Below are 15,666 nucleotides of genomic sequence, written 5' to 3'. Positions count from 1 at the left end.
GTCACAATCTTTTTCTCTAGTATAATTCCATCTGCCTCTTATAACTAATCGATAAAAGTTATACATCGCTATTCTTCTTTGGAATAGTACTGCAGCCACGGGCAAATATCTTACATTTTAAGCATAACTGGCGGGTGGCCAATGGAAAAATGCTTTCTAAAAATGGTAGTATGTCCTCGAAGAATAGCATTCCGGGTCAAAAAACTTGCTTTTTTCTTCCGGCTTGCACTAAGCTGAACAAGAGACAGGAGGCAAACTTATGAAGACAACGATTTTTCTTTTTCACCCGGATCTGACCGCTTCCAAGGTCAACCGGGCCCTGGCCGCCGCTGCCAGCGAGGCGGGCTTTGAAGTCCGCGACCTCTACCGGCTCTACCCTGACTGGGAGATCGACGTCCAAGCCGAGCAGGCCGCCATGGAAGCCAGCGACCGGATCGTCCTGCAGTTTCCGATGTACTGGTACAGCTGCCCGCCTCTTTTGAAGAAGTGGGAAGACCTGGTTTTAGAATACGGCTGGGCTTACGGATCAACCGGGACCAAGCTGCATGGGAAGGAACTCTTGCTTGCCGTTTCCCCTGGCGCTCCGGCTGACAACTACCAGCACAGCGGCTCCGTCAACTACACGGTAAGCGAACTGCTCCGGCCCTTCCAGGCAACCAGCAACTTAATCGGCACCAAGTATTTGACGCCTTTCGTGACGGCCGGCGCATCATCAATTTCTGACCGCGACCTGGCTGAGCAGGCGCAAAAATATGTGAACTATTTAAAAAATGACAACATTCCGCTTTTAGCAGCACACGAATAGGAGAAAAAATGAACTACGATTTTGATACGATGATTGACCGCAAGGCCAGCAACTCCATCAAGTGGGAGGTCAAAGACGGCGAGCTGCCGATGACGATTGCAGACATGGACTTCAAGACCGCCCCGGAGATCATAGAAGCCATGCACGAAAAGGTGGACAGCGGGGTCTTTGGCTACGAGTACCCAACTGAAGAATACTTCAAGGCCGTCCAGTCCTGGTATGCAAAAGAGCACGCATCCAGCGCCCCAACCAGCTGGATGACCTTCATGACCGGGGTGATCCCGGCAATTACGGCCAGCGTCAACCATTTCAGCCAGACCGGCGACAAAGTCTTAATGCTGGAGCCGATCTACAACACTTTTTACAACTCAATCATCAACAGCGGCCGGCAGGTTCTGGCCAGCCAGATGACTTATGACCCGGACAAGCTTCGTTATGCCGTTGACTGGGCCGACCTTGAGGAAAAAATGGCCGATCCTTTGACCACCATGATGATCCTCTGCAATCCCCACAACCCAACTGGCCATGTCTGGAGCAAGGAGGAGCTGGAAAAGATCCTGCTTTTGGCCCAAAAGCACGGCGTCATCGTCATCAGTGACGAAATTCACGGGGACCTGGTCCTAGAAGGCGATGACTACACGCCGGTTTTCTCCCTGGATGAAAAGCTGATCAAGAACGCCATCACCCTGGTTTCGCCAAGCAAAACCTTTAACCTGGCCGGCCTGCACGCCGCTACGGCGATCGTGTCCGACCCAATCTTGCGCGAGCGCTTCGTCCGCGCCGTCAACAAATACGACGTTGCTGAACCAAACCTGCTGGCTATCCCGGCATCAATTACCGCCTACACCAAAGGCAATGCCTGGGTCCACCAGCTCAAAGACTATGTTTTGAAGAACCGGAACTACCTGGCTGACTTTTTGAAGAAAAATCTGCCCCAGATCAAGCTGGCTTCTGAGAATTCAACCTACCTGGTCTGGGTCGATGTCAGCTCCGTCACTGACGACAGCGCTGAATTTGCCCGGCAGCTGCGGGAAAAGACGGGCCTAATCGTCAATCCGGGCACTGTCTACGGGGGCAACGGCAATAAGTTCATCAGAATCAGCCTGGCCTGCCCGCTCGCCCAAGTCAAGGACGCGGCAAGCCGCCTGCAGAAGTTCTTTACTGAATAATCCTGAAAAGAGCGCTCAAACGAGCGCTTTTTTCATGCAGTTTAAAAGAATCTTTCCCTTTTTTTGCTAAAGTAGGTCAAAAGAAAGGAGCTCAGAGATGCGAATCGAATACCTGCAACAGTTTATCACCCTCTCTCAAGTCAAAAATTACCAAAAGGCAGCCGACGCCCTCTACATTTCCCAGTCCACCCTGACCAAGCACATCCAAAGTCTGGAAAAGGACCTGGGCTGCCAGCTGGTCCGGCGCAAGGGGCGGAACTTTGAACTAACCGAAGCCGGCCTCCTGGTCGTCCGCTATGGGCACGGAATCTTGGACGCCAACCAGTGGCTCTTGACCGCCCTCAAGGAAAATCAAGCCAACGAAAAGATCGAGATCAACATCGGCTCAACTGCCGTCATGATCGAGTACGGCCTCTTACGCCTCATCAAACAAGCCATGATCGCCATGCCGCGCCTTAGATGCAATGTCCAGGAGCTGGCCGCGGAAGAGATCAACACCCGCTTTGACCAGGACAAGGTCGACCTGGTCTTCGTCAGAGAAACCGCCCCGGCTAAAAAATCTCCCGCCAGCTGCAACATTTTAAAAGAAGATCTGGTCGCCATGTGCCCAGCCGCTTCGCCTTTAGCCAGCCAAGATCAAATCAGTCTAGCCGAACTCGAAGACGAACCCCTCTTGTCCACACCCATGACCAGCCCGGAATACCGCTTGCTTAGCCAGTGGTTTGCCAACTATTATGAAAATCATGACCAAACGGATCTGAACAAGTACCCTAACGTAGTTTTTACCGCCAACCGGATTGAAAACCTGGTCTCCATGGTCCAAGCTGACGCTGGCACCGCCATTTTGCCCAGAAAGCAGGCCGAATACTACCAGGCCAAGGACACGGTCATCATCCCCCTTAAAGAAGATCTGCCCCTCTACCTCAATCTAGTGGTAAACCCTCATCTCTTAGACGACCAGCAGCGCCCGCCCAAACACATCCGCCGCTTCATTGAAATCGTCCTGGGTAAATGATTACCTTTTGGAATAAGTCCCAGCTTAAAGCGAATTGATAAAAGCGTTTTCTCCTCCTAGAATTCTAAGTAAGAAATCTGAAGGAGGAAGATAAAACATGACAGAAGCAAGCAAAAAATTACTTTTTGACCCGGAAAAATACACGGTCAAGCAGACAGAGGACGGCTTTGCATACTGCAGCTGGGAAGGATTGGACTACGTGGCTAAGCCTGCAGATCCAATTCAGAAAGTGAATGTATTCGCTCCCGCCGCCTACGCTAAAGGCGAAAAGTGCGCTGCCTACAGCAGAGAAACCGCCCCGATCTTTATGCCCAACACGGTTGGCGGCTATATGCCAGGTCCCCGCGACTACCCGGGCAACAAGAATTTTCCATCCAACTCCAAAACCATCGTGGCTGCTTTAAAGCGCGGCTATGTCGTAATTTCAGCTGGTCTGCGCGGGCGGACTTTGGCAAGCGGCAAGGCACCAGCCTTTATCGTCGACATGAAGGCAGCAGTTCGCTGGGTTAAGTACAACTCTGGCCGCCTGCCAGGCAACGCCCAAAGAATCATCACCAACGGGACCAGTGCCGGCGGGGCGACCAGTGCCTTGACGGGTGCTAGCGGCAACAGCAGCTTTTTTGCCAAATATCTGGCAGAAATCGGAGCAGCACCTGGGACTGACGATATCTTTGCCGTTTCCGCCTACTGCCCGATCCACAACTTGGAACACGCCGACGCCGCTTATGAATGGGAATTCTGCGGGATCAACGACTGGCACCGGACCAAGATTGACGGCTTCAAGGATGGGGAACCGAACTTTGTCCCAATCTCCGGTGAATTGACTGAGGAAGAAAAGGCCCTCTCCCCGCAATTAAAAGACCAGTTCATTGCCTACCTCAACTCCTTAGAGCTGAAGGATCCGGAAACTGGCACCCTTCTTTCCCTAAACCCAGACGGCAGCGGCTCTTTCCGTGACTTAATCGTCAAATACTTGAAGGCTTCTGCCCAAAAGGCATTGGCTGACAAGCCGGAATTAGCGGAAGCTGACTACTTGACGGTTGAAGACGGCAAGGTTACCGGCCTTGACTGGGACAAGTACCTCCACTTCATCACCAGAATGAAGGCTGTTCCTGCCTTTGATGACTTGGATGCTCAAAGTCCGGAAACCGACCTCTTCAGTGAGATTGGCGGCCAGCCCCGGCACTTTACCCAGTTCTCTCAAGAACACAGCCATGTAGACACAACTTTGGCGCCGGCAGATTTGATCGCCGCGGTCAACCCGATTACCCACCTGCTCAGCGGCAAGACAGACACGCCAAAGTACTGGCGGATCCGGCACGGAGCCAGCGACCGGGACACTTCCTTTGCTATTCCGGTAATCCTGGCCACCCTCTTGGCCAACCAGGACAAGGAAGTCGACTTTGCCCTGCCATGGGGGATCCCGCACAGCGGCGACTATGACTTAGATGATCTTTTCGCCTGGATCGACCAGATTATGCAGAAAGAAGGCTAGGGTCATGGAGAACACAATGAGTAAGAGCAAAAAGCAAGTCAATTCCGGCAGCTTGATGTTCAAGACCGCGATCCTGTCTTCCACCCTGCTTTTAACTGGGGTGGGCCTGGGCTCAGTCTTCCTGCCGAGCTTAAAGGCCAGCTATCCAGGCATCTCAGACGTCATGCTCAAGTCCTTCGTCTCCCTGCCTAACGCCACCCAGCTTTTAGCCCTGGTTTTGGTTGGCCTTTTGACCAGCAAATTTGGCAAAAAGAACCTGCTTATGTTCGGGGCCCTGCTCTTCGTGGCCAGCGGGATCGTGCCCATGTTTGTCAGCAGCTTCACCGTCATCTTGATTGCCCGCCTCTTCTTGGGTTTCAGCGTGGGCCTGGTTCAGCCAATCGGTACCAGCCTTTTGGCCGACTACTACACCGACCAGGAAAGAAACAAGCTGATGGGCTTCCAAAGTGCCTTTTCCGGCCTGGCCAACACCTTGATGACCTTTATCGTTGGCCTCTTCATCCAAACCAGCTGGCGGACCGGCTTTAGTGTCTACTTGATCGGTTTGATCATTTTCTTCCTGACCTGGATCTACCTGCCAAAAGACCAAAAAGTTCAAGCTCCAGCAGATATGCCAGCTAAAGGTAAGACCAAGCTCAACTTGAATGTCATCTGGTGGATGCTGGCCATGTTCCTCTTTAATATGGCCTATAGTTCCGGAATCCTGGAATTCAGCCTAACAGTCGTGGAAACTCATTCCGGGACCGCGACTGACGCCGCCAATGTTACAGCCGGCGTTGCCATCATTTCCTTGGTAGCTGGCCTTTTCTTTGGCAAGTACATGCAGCTGGCCAAGAAATATGCCGGGATTTTAGCTATCGCCTTGATTGGGGCCGGCAACTTCATCATGGGCCTGGGCGACGGGATGGGTGCCTTTATCACCGGTGACTGCATGGTTGCCCTGGCCTTCGGCCTCTTTATGCCATACGTTATGGCCGCCGTCAACCGCAATTCCACCAAGGAAAACTCAGCTGGCTTGACTGGCCTGGCCCTGTCAGCCGGTTCCGTGGCCAACTTCGTGTCGACCTATTTCTATGCTGCTTTTGGGAAGATTTTTGACAACACTAGCTCCCAGTTTGGCTTTATCTTCGGCGGCATCTGCTGCGTCCTCTTGGTTATCGAAATGAGTTTTATGCTCAAGAAGAAGATGCTGGACTAAAATCCGATTATTCTCCCTAATCTCTTATCAATAGCTTTTTATCACTAATTATCCTCAGAACTCAATCATTCAGAAATACCGCTAAGCAGATATCTTTAGCGGTATTTCTTTTTCTCTGACAAAAAATAAGCAGTTTTATCAATAGAGATCTTTTTAGCAGTTGAAAAGAAAAATCTATTGACAATAAGCCAAGTTCCTTTAAAATTAAGACTATGAAATAAAGATTACAGAAATATTAAATTACTTTTTGTCTGATATGGGAGGAACAAATCATGAAAGAGGTCAAGCGAATTATGGTCGCCGCTGCCGCAGCCGTCATGGCGCTCACGGCAGCTGGCTGCAGCTCATCATCGTCATCATCATCCAGCAAGTCTTCTTCCAAGGTCTACAAGATCGGCATCTGTCAGCTGGTCCAGCACGAAGCCTTGGACGCGGCTACTAAGGGCTTCAAGGATGAAGTCACCAAGGAACTGGGGAAGAGCCATGTCAAGTTCGACACGCAAAACGCTCAAGGTGACTCCTCAACAGCCACCACGATCTGCAACAACTTTGCTTCTGAAAATGAAGACTTGATTTTGGCCAACGCGACGGCATCCCTGCAGGCAGCCAGCGCGGCTACTAAGTCAATTCCAATCTTGGGAACGGCGGTTACCAACTACCAAGTGGCCTTGAACCTGAAGAAGTTCAACGGTACGGTTGGCGGCAACATTTCCGGGACTTCCGACCTTGCTCCTTTGGACAAGCAGGAAAAAATGATCAAGGACTTTGTTCCTAAGGCTAAGAAGCTGGGCATCCTCTACTGCTCAGCTGAGCCAAACTCCAAATACCAGGCTGATGAAGTGGCCAAGTACGCCAAGAAGGACGGCTTAAAGGTCACTAAGTACACTTTTTCCGACACCAACGACGTCAACTCTGTTACCCAGCAGGCAGCTAGTGCCAGCGACGTCATCTACATCCCAACCGACAACACTGCCGCATCCTGTGCAAAGACCATCAACAACGTGGCTCTGAAGGCCAAGGTGCCGATCATCGCCGGTGAAGAAGGGATCATGAGCAAGTGCGGGGTTGCCACCCTGTCTATCGACTACTACGGCCTGGGCAAGCAAACTGGCAAGATGGCCGTGCAAATCCTCAAGGGCGAAAAGAAGGTCGGTCAAATGCCGGTTCAATACTACAAGAACCCAGTTAAGGAATACAACCCAACCATCTGCAAGAAGCTGGGCATCAAGGTTCCAGCCGGCTACAAGGCTTACAAGAACTAGTTTTTAGTTTCATTTTGTAAAAAGCTGCTTGAGACTGGAGGACATTATGGCAGGATACTTATCATCATTGAGCTTCCTCGACTTGGCTGGCCGTTTGCCAGCGTCAGTCGCGCAAGGGCTCTTCTGGGGCATTATGGCCCTGGGCGTTTACATTACTTTCCGGATCTTGGACATCGCGGACTTGACGGTTGACGGGACCTTCGCTACAGGCGGGGCAGTCTCAGCCGTCTTGATCATGAAGGGCGTCAACCCCTGGCTGACGGTTCTGGTAGCCCTCTTAGCAGGTCTATTGGCCGGCGCGGTAACGGGCTGGCTGCACACCCTCTTTGGGATTCCGGCAATCCTGGCCGGGATTTTGACCCAGTATGCCCTCTACTCCATCAACTTAGCCATCATGGACTTCAAGGCCAACACGGCCATCAGCTCTTTGACCCCTGGCCTGGTTATCTCTGGTTTGACGGTCAACGAATCTATCTTGGTCTGCGGTTTGATCGTCATCGCTTTGGTCGCTTTGATGTACTGGTTCTTCGGGACTGAGCTTGGGTCATCCCTTAGAGCGACCGGTTGCAATCCGGAAATGAGCAAGGCACAAGGCATTAACATCAACCGGATGAAGGTTTTAGGTCTGGCCATCTCCAACGGCTTAGTTGCCGTGGCCGGTGCCCTGTCCTCCCAGTACTCTGGTTTTGCTGACGTCAACGCCGGCCGTGGGTCAATCGTTATCGGCCTGGCTGCTGTCATCATCGGTGAAGTTTTAGGCGAAGCAATTTTGGGCAAGAAGCTCAACTTTGCCGGCCACTTGATTTTCGTCGTAGTCGGGGCGATCATCTACTACGTGGTTTACACTTTGGTTCTGTGGCTGAAGATGAACCCGAACATGATGAAGCTGTTCACGGCTATCATCGTTGCCCTCTTCTTGGCGGTGCCATACCTGAGAAGCCGGGCCAAGAACTCCTTTGCCAAGGCGGGCAAGAATGCTAGAAAAGGGGCTTAAAAATGCTAGAACTGACCAACATTACCAAGACTTTTAACCCCGGGACGATTAATGAAAAGCATGCCTTGAACGGGGTCAACTTGAAGCTGGAAGACGGCGACTTCGTGACGGTTATCGGGGGCAACGGGGCCGGCAAGTCAACCACCTTGAACGCCATCGCGGGCGTTTGGCCGGTTGACACGGGCTCTATCGTTATCGATGGCCAAGACGTAACTGGCCTGCCGGACTTTAAACGGGCGCCTTTGATCGGCCGGGTCTTCCAAGATCCAATGACCGGGACGGCGGCAACCATGCAGATTGATGAAAACTTGGCCTTAGCTGCCCGGCGGGGCAAGCGCAGAGGGCTTAAGTGGGAAGTTACCGCTAAAGAACGGGAAGAATACAAGGAAAAGCTGAAGGTGCTCAACCTGGGCCTGGAAGACCGGTTGACTGCTAAAGTAGGCCTTTTGTCCGGCGGGCAAAGACAGGCTTTGACCTTGCTGATGGCAACTCTGGTCAAGCCAAAGGTTCTACTCTTGGATGAACACACGGCGGCGCTTGACCCGAAGACGGCGGAAAAGGTCTTAAACGCGACCGACCGGATCGTCAAGGAAGGCAAACTGACCACGATTATGGTGACTCACAACATGAGGGATGCCATTGCCCACGGCAACCGCTTGATTATGATGAACGATGGCAAAGTCGTTTTGGACATCAAGGGCGAAGAAAAGAAGAAACTGACAGTGGAGAAATTGCTCCACCAGTTCGAAGTCGTGTCCGGCGAGGAATTCGCCAGCGACAAGGCAATTTTAGGTTAGAAAAGAAGAAAACTGGCGATTTCCAAAGCAAGGAAGTCGTCAGTTTTTTCGTTTATTCGAAAAGCTGCCGGTATTCGCCGTAACCCGCTTCTTCCAGCTGGTCGTAAGGGATGAACTTGAGGGCAGCAGAGTTGATGCAGTAGCGCAGGCCGCCCTTGTCCAAGGGGCCGTCGGTGAAGACGTGGCCCAGGTGGGAGTCAGCCTGGCGGCTGCGGACTTCGGTTCTTTCCATGCCAAAGGACTGGTCCCGGTGCTGGGTAAGTTTAGCGAGGGGCTTGGTAAAGGCTGGCCAACCACAGCCGGAATCGTACTTGTCCAAAGAGGAAAAGAGGGCTTCCCCGCTGACTACGTCGACGTAGATTCCTTTTTCAAAAAAGTCGTCGTACTCACCGGTGTAAGGCGGTTCAGTCGCCGCGTTTTGGGTCACGGCATACTGCATTGGCGTCAGCCGGTCTTTCAAATCTGCTTTTTCGTTCATCTTGATCACCTCATCTATTTAGATAAGGCTATTGTAGCTTGGTTAGATTCGCGAGGCCTTGATCTGGATCAAGAAATTAATTAAGAGATTCCTTATTTTTGGCCTGTACCTCTGTAAAAGGCTTAATTGCTGACAAGTCACGGCTAAGCTTCTTCTTTGCATCCCGCAGATCAATATCACTCTGCAGATTAAGGAAGTAAGTATCTGACACGCCAAAGAACTTGGCTAATCTGAGTGAAGTGTCAGCAGTGATTTTCCGTCTGTCATGCAAGATATCCTGGATTCTAGACGTTGGAACATTAATGTACTGTGCCAGCTTGTAAGCACTAAGGTCTAACGGCTGCATGAATTCTTCATTGAGAATTTCACCAACTGTAGGCGTCTTGATATGTTCAGTCATTTCGGTCACCTCTAAGCTCTAGTGATAGTCCACTATTTCGACATTTTCAGCATCTCCGTCTTCGAAATTGAAGCAAATCCGGTATTGCGAATTAATTCGGATGCTGTATTGTCCTTCTCTATTTCCTTGCAGCTTTTCCAACCTGTTTGCAGGTGGCATCAGCAAGTCATTTAATGATTGTGCCGCATCGATCATAATCAATTTCATCAAAGCTTTTCTTTGAATTTCTTTCGGAATACGCTTTGAAAAAATTTGATTGAAGACTTTCTCAGTCTCTTTATCTGCTATGCTAGTAATCATGATTTTATTATACCTGCCTTACGTGTACATGTCAAACAGATGCACTGCCGACAACTTAGTTATTCTAAAAAAACAGTCATGTACATGGTCTCTCAACTTCAGCGCAGACTTTTTAGGACTCTCTCCTGTCCAGCAGTTAAGATCCGTAGCATTTCTTCAACGAAGAAAGTCAGCTCTGCCCTGTTTTCTGCTCTATCAGCTTCTTTGGAGATGCGGTAGTAGCTAGGCAGCTGAGCATGAATTGCCGTAGAAACAGAAAAGCCAGTAAAACGATCATACTTGCCAGACAGATAGGCAGACAAAAGATACCGGCCCATCCGGCCATTGCCGTCCAAGAAGGGATGCGTGTTTTCAAAGAAGAAGTGAGTTATTAGAGCTTTGAAAATTGCTGGCAAATCGGCTTTGTTCATAAAGGTAATCAAGCTGCTTAAGGCCTTAGAGATAGCAAGTTCAGATACCGGCGGAACATGGACGATTTTGGTAGCTGAGCCAATTACGATGGTGCCATAGGGCAGTTCATCCCGGAAAAGCTGGCCGTTTGGCTGCTTGTCTGCTGGAATTTCACCTCTAAGAAGTTCGTCGTAGATATCACGGAAATCGTGTAAGCAATTGATTTTTGGAAGGCTACCTTGGTACATGCGAACCATTGACCCAAGCCGCTTCCCCTGCTCTTCTGGATGATCACCGATACTTTTGATGATTGCGCTAAGTTCGGCTGCATCGGTTTCGACGCCCTCTATACTGTTGGTGTTAATGATTTCGTCAAGAAGGAGGTCATCCAGAAAGTGACTGACAGCTGCCTCGGGCAAATCTTGACTTACTTGAACGAGCTCCCAAGAGTTGCGGTTAAACTTGCTGAACAGCTTAACCATCTCAGTCGTGTAAATGAAGAAGAGCGGATACTGTGCGGTCTGCCGGCCGTCCTTTTTGTAGTCAAGCAAGGGATGCATCTGAGTCACAACTGCTGAAACATTGTTTAAACGCCACAGATATTCCGTTTCAACGGAGAAATCTGTGTCATACTCATGCTGGTATTTTGTAATCTCCAAAGGCTGATACAGCTTCATCTTCCTGCCTCCTTCTTTCCCTTAAAGCAGCAAGCTTTAGCTCTTACTACCTAATCTAAATTTATAAAGAAGTATACGCCTCTCTTTTCCCGTCTCATAATTCCAAGGTCACAACATTTTCGTATAATCCTTGTTGCCGCATCAGGCCTAATATTAAAAAAGATGGCCAATGCGTCTCTATTGAATGAATAATCTGATTTATATTTCATATAAAAATCAGCTAGTTTCTCTAATGTTCGAGCTTGAAAGGGACCTTGTCTATTCTTTTGCTTGCCAATTTTTTCAATTGCGTCAATTATATTGTCTACTGCAGGCGGGTCTAATCTGATCGGTAAATCTTCTGCTTTTATCTCATACTCTAAAAAGCTCTTTTCAATATTTTGTGCTCCAAGTTTATTCGCTAACGCACTTTTTTCAACGATTTGACCGCTAAGTTTATTCGCTAACGCACTTTTTTCGACGGTTTGGCCGACAAGTTTATTCGCTAACGCACTCTTCTCGACGGTTTGGCCGACAAGTTTATTCGCTAACGCTACTTTATCATCGATTTTGCCGACAACTTCCTTCGTTAGCGAATCTTTCTCAGCCATTTGCCCCTTAGATTTGTTCGCTAACGTGGATTTCTCATCGGCTTGGCCGACAACTTCCTTCGTTAGCGAACCTTTCTCAGCCATTTGCCCCTTAGATTTGTTCGCTAACGTAGATTTCTCATCGGTTCGGCCGACAACTTTCTTCGTTAGCGAACTTTTCTCAGCCGTTTGACCCTTAGATTTGTTCGCTAACGTGGATTTCTCATCGGCTTGGCCGACAACTTTCTTCGTTAGCGAACCTTTCTCAACCGTTTGGCCCTTAGATTTGTTCGCTAACGTGACTTTCTCATCGGTTTGTGGCCCAACTTCCTTCGTTAGCGAACCTTTCTCAGCCATTTGCTCCTTAGATTTGTTCGCTAACATGGTTTTCTCATCGGCTTGGCCGACAACTTTCTTCGTTAGCGAACTTTTCTCAACCGTTTGACCCTTAGATTTGTTCGCTAACGTGGATTTCTTATCGGTTTGGCCGACAACTTTCTTCGTTAGCGAACTTTTCTCAACCGTTTGACCCTTAGATTTGTTCGCTAACGTGACTTTTCCAGTATACTGTGGCGGGATTTTTTGTACTCTCTTAGTGCCCGTAAAGCTTCTGTTGGGCATAGTAACAAGGAAGATGTTTTCATCAGAATAGAAAGTCGGCTCTTTGCTATAGTTCTTGTACGAATTCAGTATGCGCTGAATACCGCTACCTCTACGATCCATAAAACCCAGCCGCCCAAAGATATCTGAAATCTTTTCATTTCTTCTCATTGAGGGAATATGTTCTTTATTCATATTCTGTATACGACTGCCGCTCATCATTCCACCAGGGGACATTATCTCCATGCGGTCATCAAAGATATCCACATGAATTTCAGTTCCTAAAATCTGATAGTTCCGGTGGATTAAAGCGTTCACGAGAACTTCTCTAACTGCTTTGAATGGATAATCGCTTTTCTCTTCTCTTACCATTCCCCTAATCGTCCACCTATTTTTAGAATTAGTGCGGATGAAATCCTCAGCATTTGACAGCAGCGTTATTAAACTCGCATCTCTATACTCTTTATCATCCAGAGCATCCCGAATTCAAAAACATATCCATTAATATTCAAGTGAACACTAATGAACATATTCTTGTCCTCTAGCTTCAGCTAGAGGATTTTTTTAGGCTTTTTCACAGGGAAATGCCTTGTGCGCTCAGTTGTATGTACCTCCACTAAAGTTTCCCTTAGCTTCTGATACTTTTATCATACGCACAGTCAAAGAGTTCGCCATATTTTGCTTAACAAAGCCCGAAGACTCAGTCTCACAAAACGGGCAGGAATATATCCTAAGTTTCCCTAGTGCCGAGGCTCTAGGGCAGCGCCCAGTCCATGACTTGAAGCAGGGACGAACCCACGCTTGTGACGCTTTGATTGATAGACTATGCCATCACCAACTGTTTGTTTGCGTAACGGTCTTCAAGAATCAACTTAACATTCTTGTATGGCATATATTTCGTTATTTCTTTGTCATCCGCTCTTTGCAAAATATTTACCGCTGCTGCTGTATTTGCGTTCATTTCTCCACAGTTTGGGCAGACGGCTGTTTCATGATGTGCACCTTTTCTTTCACTGAAATGCGCACCACATCTTGGACAGAACTGAGACGTATATGCTGGATTAACGTCAATGGTTTGAATTCCCAGACTGCCACATAAATACCCGATACGTTTATCAAGTCTTCCTTTAGTCCATGACGATAACTTTCGTCTCACTTTTGCTTCATAGCGGTTTGACGTTTTAGGCAACTTTTCCTTAGCAAAAGTCAGATCTTCCTTGACAAGAACATCTGGATCTTCTGCCACAAGCATCTGTCTAATGCTTGTGTTTATCACCCGCTCCATATTGCGTTGCTTTCTTTCGTGTTGGCGGTGGTAGAGCTTGTTGCCAAGATGGTGTTCTTCAAGACGAGCAATTTGGCGCTCAAGACTTTCAATGCGGTGTTTGATACGTTTCTTTGTCTTAGCTGAATAATCCTTGGCTAACTTTTCTTGCAAAGCAGACTTTTCTTCTCTTAATTCCTTAGCTGACTGTATGTACTCATTACGATTTGTATTGCGGTTATCGATCCGCTCAACTTCAGCACCTACCAGCTTGCTGAAATCTGCTCCATATTCTTGATCACTGCTGCATGAGATGAGAGTTGCCAATCCCTTGTCCATACCCAGTTTCTTCCGTGGCTTGCGGATCTCATGAGCAACAGCTTTAATAGCACGATGAACTTCCAGCCGCTTCTTGTCTCGATCAAGAATGAGCTGGATGTCGCCACGTTTCTTCTTGTTGGCATAGCAGTATGGCCCTGTCAGCTTAAACTGCTTTTTCTTTCTGCATTTTGCCGTCATGATTTCTAGGTAGCTTGAGCCGTCTTTTTCAACAACTCTCCACATCATTTCGTCACAGAGCATGCATCGTGCAGCGGTTGAATGAGGGTAGGGCTTATGTTTTCTGGTGAGTCGTCTGATATATCCAAAGCAGTGACGAAGCTGCTCCTCGGATAAAGCGGCTCTTAGTGCAGGATACTGGCTCATTTCTTCATTTGGCTGTGCTTCATTCTCACGTCTCTGCAGAATGAGTTGCCAGTAATATGGAGAAGTGAAGATATAATTGAGATACTGGCGCTCAGCATTAGACAATGCATCGTTAGCTTGAACCATCCTTTTCAGTTTCAAGCCAAGATTTGACCACATGGAGTTGAGATTCATGCACACGTCTTTAACCGCTTCTGTTACATGCCGGCCTTGAATTCCAAATTGCTCGCTCAGAAGCTTTTGCTTTGAGAGTCTGACGGTTCTTGAATCGGGAGATTTCAATCCTTGAGCTTTGTTCTCCTTGTAGGCCTTTTTCCAGTCTTTGACCGCTTTGCGGGCTTTCTTGATTTCACCGTCATGCTCGCGGATTTTATCTCGAGGGCCATACCAGTTAGCAACATCTATCATGTGGTTGATACCGCACAACTGTGAATAAAGGAAGTCTTTGCACTTGCCGTAAGCAGTGAACAGCTCATCCAATTCTTTTAGTTCGTCACCATTTAACTTTACGGTGTAGGCTCTAACTGTCTTAGTTTGAGTTCTTCTCACTTTTCTGGTCATTTTAGGAAACGACTTTCTTTTTACGATCTTATGTTCGCGTCTAGCCGTATTATACCACAGAAGATCGTCCAAATACATTGATAACATGACCTAGAATATAAAAGACTACAAATAAGCATTAGTAGTCTTTAATTGCTATTTTTGACTATATATTTTTACAGCTGTTGACTTCCCATCAACCGAACCTTTTTCTACCCCCTTCCACCTAGTACAAACAACCACTGATTGCCGCAAATATCCTTGATCGCACATTAGCAGTCCGGCATTTGTAACCCTGCCACTTGAATCGACAAGCCCCATCGATTCAAGATCTTTTGTCATGTCAAAGTCATCACCGGTCATCTTTTTAAAGGTCGCCGCTAAGAGCGTAAAACTGACGTCAGACAATTTATAAGAGCTTGGTAAAGCGTCATAGGTCCTGTTTTGTCCTCTTAAAATCAAAGCATTAAGCTCTACATCCGAAGCTTTCTCAGATCTGTCGCCTCTTCTGACAAAGGCTTGCCGGCTTTGGCTATTTACGTAGCGGTAAGGATAATCCGGACCCGCCTCTACTTTAAGATCTATGCAAACCACCCCCTTTGGCAAACCTCCAATTTGTGTAAGCGTGAATAACGGATTAGGCGATACCATAGAGACAATTTTTTCTGAGATCTTTGACGAAGCCTCTTGCGGGTTTTCCAGTCCCACAAATTTATGATCATCAGTCACGCCAAAAACAATATGTCCACCATCCGTATTGGCAAAAGCAACGACCGTCTTCAGCCAGCTTTTAGCTTTGACAAGCTCTACTTTTTCTTTAAAATCGAGACGACTTGCCTCGACTTCTTCTATGTTCTGAATGTCTGTGTAATCCATAGTCCCTATCCTCCTACCATCTGCCCCCATTCTATTCCTGCCAAGCCAGATTTTCTTGGAACATGTATTCGGTAGAGGATTCCCGTCACTACAGCATTCTTACACAGCAAACTATTTGTAAACCAGCCACCG

At 48.2% G+C, this 15,666-nt stretch carries 15 protein-coding genes; 8 read left to right on the top strand and 7 right to left on the bottom strand.

Going from position 1 to position 15,666, the window contains the following annotated elements; genetic code table 11:
• The first annotated feature begins 259 nt into the window (after window positions 1-259).
• The 8 genes from ACYVUV_RS00870 to ACYVUV_RS00835 all read left to right on the top strand — a co-directional run bounded on the left by ACYVUV_RS00870 (window position 260) and on the right by ACYVUV_RS00835 (window position 8,735).
• A complete protein-coding gene (locus tag ACYVUV_RS00870; protein WP_484498908.1) occupies window positions 260-805 on the top strand; it encodes an NAD(P)H-dependent oxidoreductase in 546 nt (181 codons plus the stop codon).
• Between the two features lie 8 nt (window positions 806-813).
• Complete coding sequence (locus ACYVUV_RS00865; protein ID WP_439774858.1) at window positions 814-1,974, top strand: MalY/PatB family protein; 1,161 nt, start codon at window positions 814-816, stop codon at window positions 1,972-1,974.
• A 97-nt stretch (window positions 1,975-2,071) separates the two neighbouring features.
• A complete protein-coding gene (locus ACYVUV_RS00860; protein WP_439774859.1) occupies window positions 2,072-2,989 on the top strand; it encodes a LysR substrate-binding domain-containing protein in 918 nt (305 codons plus the stop codon).
• A 97-nt stretch (window positions 2,990-3,086) separates the two neighbouring features.
• A complete protein-coding gene (locus ACYVUV_RS00855) occupies window positions 3,087-4,484 on the top strand; it encodes a subtype B tannase (RefSeq protein WP_484498907.1) in 1,398 nt (465 codons plus the stop codon).
• Between the two features lie 16 nt (window positions 4,485-4,500).
• Window positions 4,501-5,682 (top strand): MFS transporter, encoded by a 1,182-nt coding sequence (locus ACYVUV_RS00850; RefSeq protein ID WP_439774861.1) that lies wholly within the window; start codon window positions 4,501-4,503, stop codon window positions 5,680-5,682.
• A 272-nt stretch (window positions 5,683-5,954) separates the two neighbouring features.
• Window positions 5,955-6,944: an ABC transporter substrate-binding protein gene (locus ACYVUV_RS00845; RefSeq protein WP_439774862.1), complete on the top strand. Its 990-nt coding sequence runs from the start codon at window positions 5,955-5,957 to the stop codon at window positions 6,942-6,944.
• 46 nt (window positions 6,945-6,990) lie between these two features.
• The gene (locus tag ACYVUV_RS00840) at window positions 6,991-7,938 is read left to right on the top strand and encodes an ABC transporter permease (RefSeq protein WP_439774863.1); all 948 of its coding nucleotides are present in this window, start codon (window positions 6,991-6,993) and stop codon (window positions 7,936-7,938) included.
• 2 nt (window positions 7,939-7,940) lie between these two features.
• The gene (locus ACYVUV_RS00835; protein WP_484498906.1) at window positions 7,941-8,735 is read left to right on the top strand and encodes an ABC transporter ATP-binding protein; all 795 of its coding nucleotides are present in this window, start codon (window positions 7,941-7,943) and stop codon (window positions 8,733-8,735) included.
• Window positions 8,736-8,787: 52 nt separating this feature from the next.
• Here ACYVUV_RS00835 and msrB read toward each other — a convergent pair whose 3' ends face one another.
• The 7 genes from msrB to ACYVUV_RS00800 form a co-directional block, all read right to left on the bottom strand.
• Entirely contained in the window at window positions 8,788-9,213 is a 426-nt protein-coding gene (gene msrB, locus ACYVUV_RS00830; protein WP_439774865.1) for a peptide-methionine (R)-S-oxide reductase MsrB, read from the bottom strand.
• 76 nt (window positions 9,214-9,289) lie between these two features.
• Window positions 9,290-9,613, bottom strand: a complete 324-nt coding sequence (locus tag ACYVUV_RS00825; RefSeq protein ID WP_439774866.1) for a HigA family addiction module antitoxin — start codon at window positions 9,611-9,613, stop codon at window positions 9,290-9,292.
• A gap of 18 nt (window positions 9,614-9,631) precedes the next feature.
• Window positions 9,632-9,913, bottom strand: coding sequence for a type II toxin-antitoxin system RelE/ParE family toxin (locus ACYVUV_RS00820; RefSeq protein WP_439774867.1), 282 nt, complete (start codon window positions 9,911-9,913; stop codon window positions 9,632-9,634).
• Between the two features lie 98 nt (window positions 9,914-10,011).
• Window positions 10,012-10,980, bottom strand: coding sequence for a Fic family protein (locus ACYVUV_RS00815; protein WP_439774868.1), 969 nt, complete (start codon window positions 10,978-10,980; stop codon window positions 10,012-10,014).
• Window positions 10,981-11,030: 50 nt separating this feature from the next.
• On the bottom strand, window positions 11,031-12,521 hold the full coding sequence (locus tag ACYVUV_RS00810) for an ATP-binding protein (protein ID WP_439774869.1): 1,491 nt from the start codon (window positions 12,519-12,521) through the stop codon (window positions 11,031-11,033).
• A 451-nt stretch (window positions 12,522-12,972) separates the two neighbouring features.
• Window positions 12,973-14,679 carry an RNA-guided endonuclease TnpB family protein gene (locus ACYVUV_RS00805; protein WP_484499363.1) on the bottom strand — a complete coding sequence of 569 codons (1,707 nt, stop codon included), beginning with the start codon at window positions 14,677-14,679 and terminating at the stop codon, window positions 12,973-12,975.
• A 135-nt stretch (window positions 14,680-14,814) separates the two neighbouring features.
• The gene (locus ACYVUV_RS00800; protein WP_484498905.1) at window positions 14,815-15,534 is read right to left on the bottom strand and encodes an AlbA family DNA-binding domain-containing protein; all 720 of its coding nucleotides are present in this window, start codon (window positions 15,532-15,534) and stop codon (window positions 14,815-14,817) included.
• Window positions 15,535-15,666: the final 132 nt, after the last annotated feature.

The organism is Lactobacillus sp. WILCCON 0149 (genome assembly GCF_057197965.1).
This window is presented reverse-complemented; position numbering and strand designations above follow the sequence as displayed.

Bases quoted from the DNA above. Each gene is read 5' to 3' on its own strand.
- ACYVUV_RS00810 (WP_439774869.1), bottom strand. From the start codon at position 12,521: ATGGTAAGAGAAGAGAAAAGCGATTATCCATTCAAAGCAGTTAGAGAA.
- msrB (WP_439774865.1), bottom strand. From the start codon at position 9,213: ATGAACGAAAAAGCAGATTTGAAAGACCGGCTGACGCCAATGCAGTAT.
- ACYVUV_RS00835 (WP_484498906.1), top strand. From the start codon at position 7,941: ATGCTAGAACTGACCAACATTACCAAGACTTTTAACCCCGGGACGATT.
- ACYVUV_RS00860 (WP_439774859.1), top strand. From the start codon at position 2,072: ATGCGAATCGAATACCTGCAACAGTTTATCACCCTCTCTCAAGTCAAA.
- ACYVUV_RS00845 (WP_439774862.1), top strand. From the start codon at position 5,955: ATGAAAGAGGTCAAGCGAATTATGGTCGCCGCTGCCGCAGCCGTCATG.
- ACYVUV_RS00820 (WP_439774867.1), bottom strand. From the start codon at position 9,913: ATGATTACTAGCATAGCAGATAAAGAGACTGAGAAAGTCTTCAATCAA.
- ACYVUV_RS00800 (WP_484498905.1), bottom strand. From the start codon at position 15,534: ATGGATTACACAGACATTCAGAACATAGAAGAAGTCGAGGCAAGTCGT.
- ACYVUV_RS00870 (WP_484498908.1), top strand. From the start codon at position 260: ATGAAGACAACGATTTTTCTTTTTCACCCGGATCTGACCGCTTCCAAG.
- ACYVUV_RS00805 (WP_484499363.1), bottom strand. From the start codon at position 14,679: ATGACCAGAAAAGTGAGAAGAACTCAAACTAAGACAGTTAGAGCCTAC.
- ACYVUV_RS00825 (WP_439774866.1), bottom strand. From the start codon at position 9,613: ATGACTGAACATATCAAGACGCCTACAGTTGGTGAAATTCTCAATGAA.
- ACYVUV_RS00840 (WP_439774863.1), top strand. From the start codon at position 6,991: ATGGCAGGATACTTATCATCATTGAGCTTCCTCGACTTGGCTGGCCGT.
- ACYVUV_RS00865 (WP_439774858.1), top strand. From the start codon at position 814: ATGAACTACGATTTTGATACGATGATTGACCGCAAGGCCAGCAACTCC.
- ACYVUV_RS00815 (WP_439774868.1), bottom strand. From the start codon at position 10,980: ATGAAGCTGTATCAGCCTTTGGAGATTACAAAATACCAGCATGAGTAT.
- ACYVUV_RS00850 (WP_439774861.1), top strand. From the start codon at position 4,501: ATGAGTAAGAGCAAAAAGCAAGTCAATTCCGGCAGCTTGATGTTCAAG.
- ACYVUV_RS00855 (WP_484498907.1), top strand. From the start codon at position 3,087: ATGACAGAAGCAAGCAAAAAATTACTTTTTGACCCGGAAAAATACACG.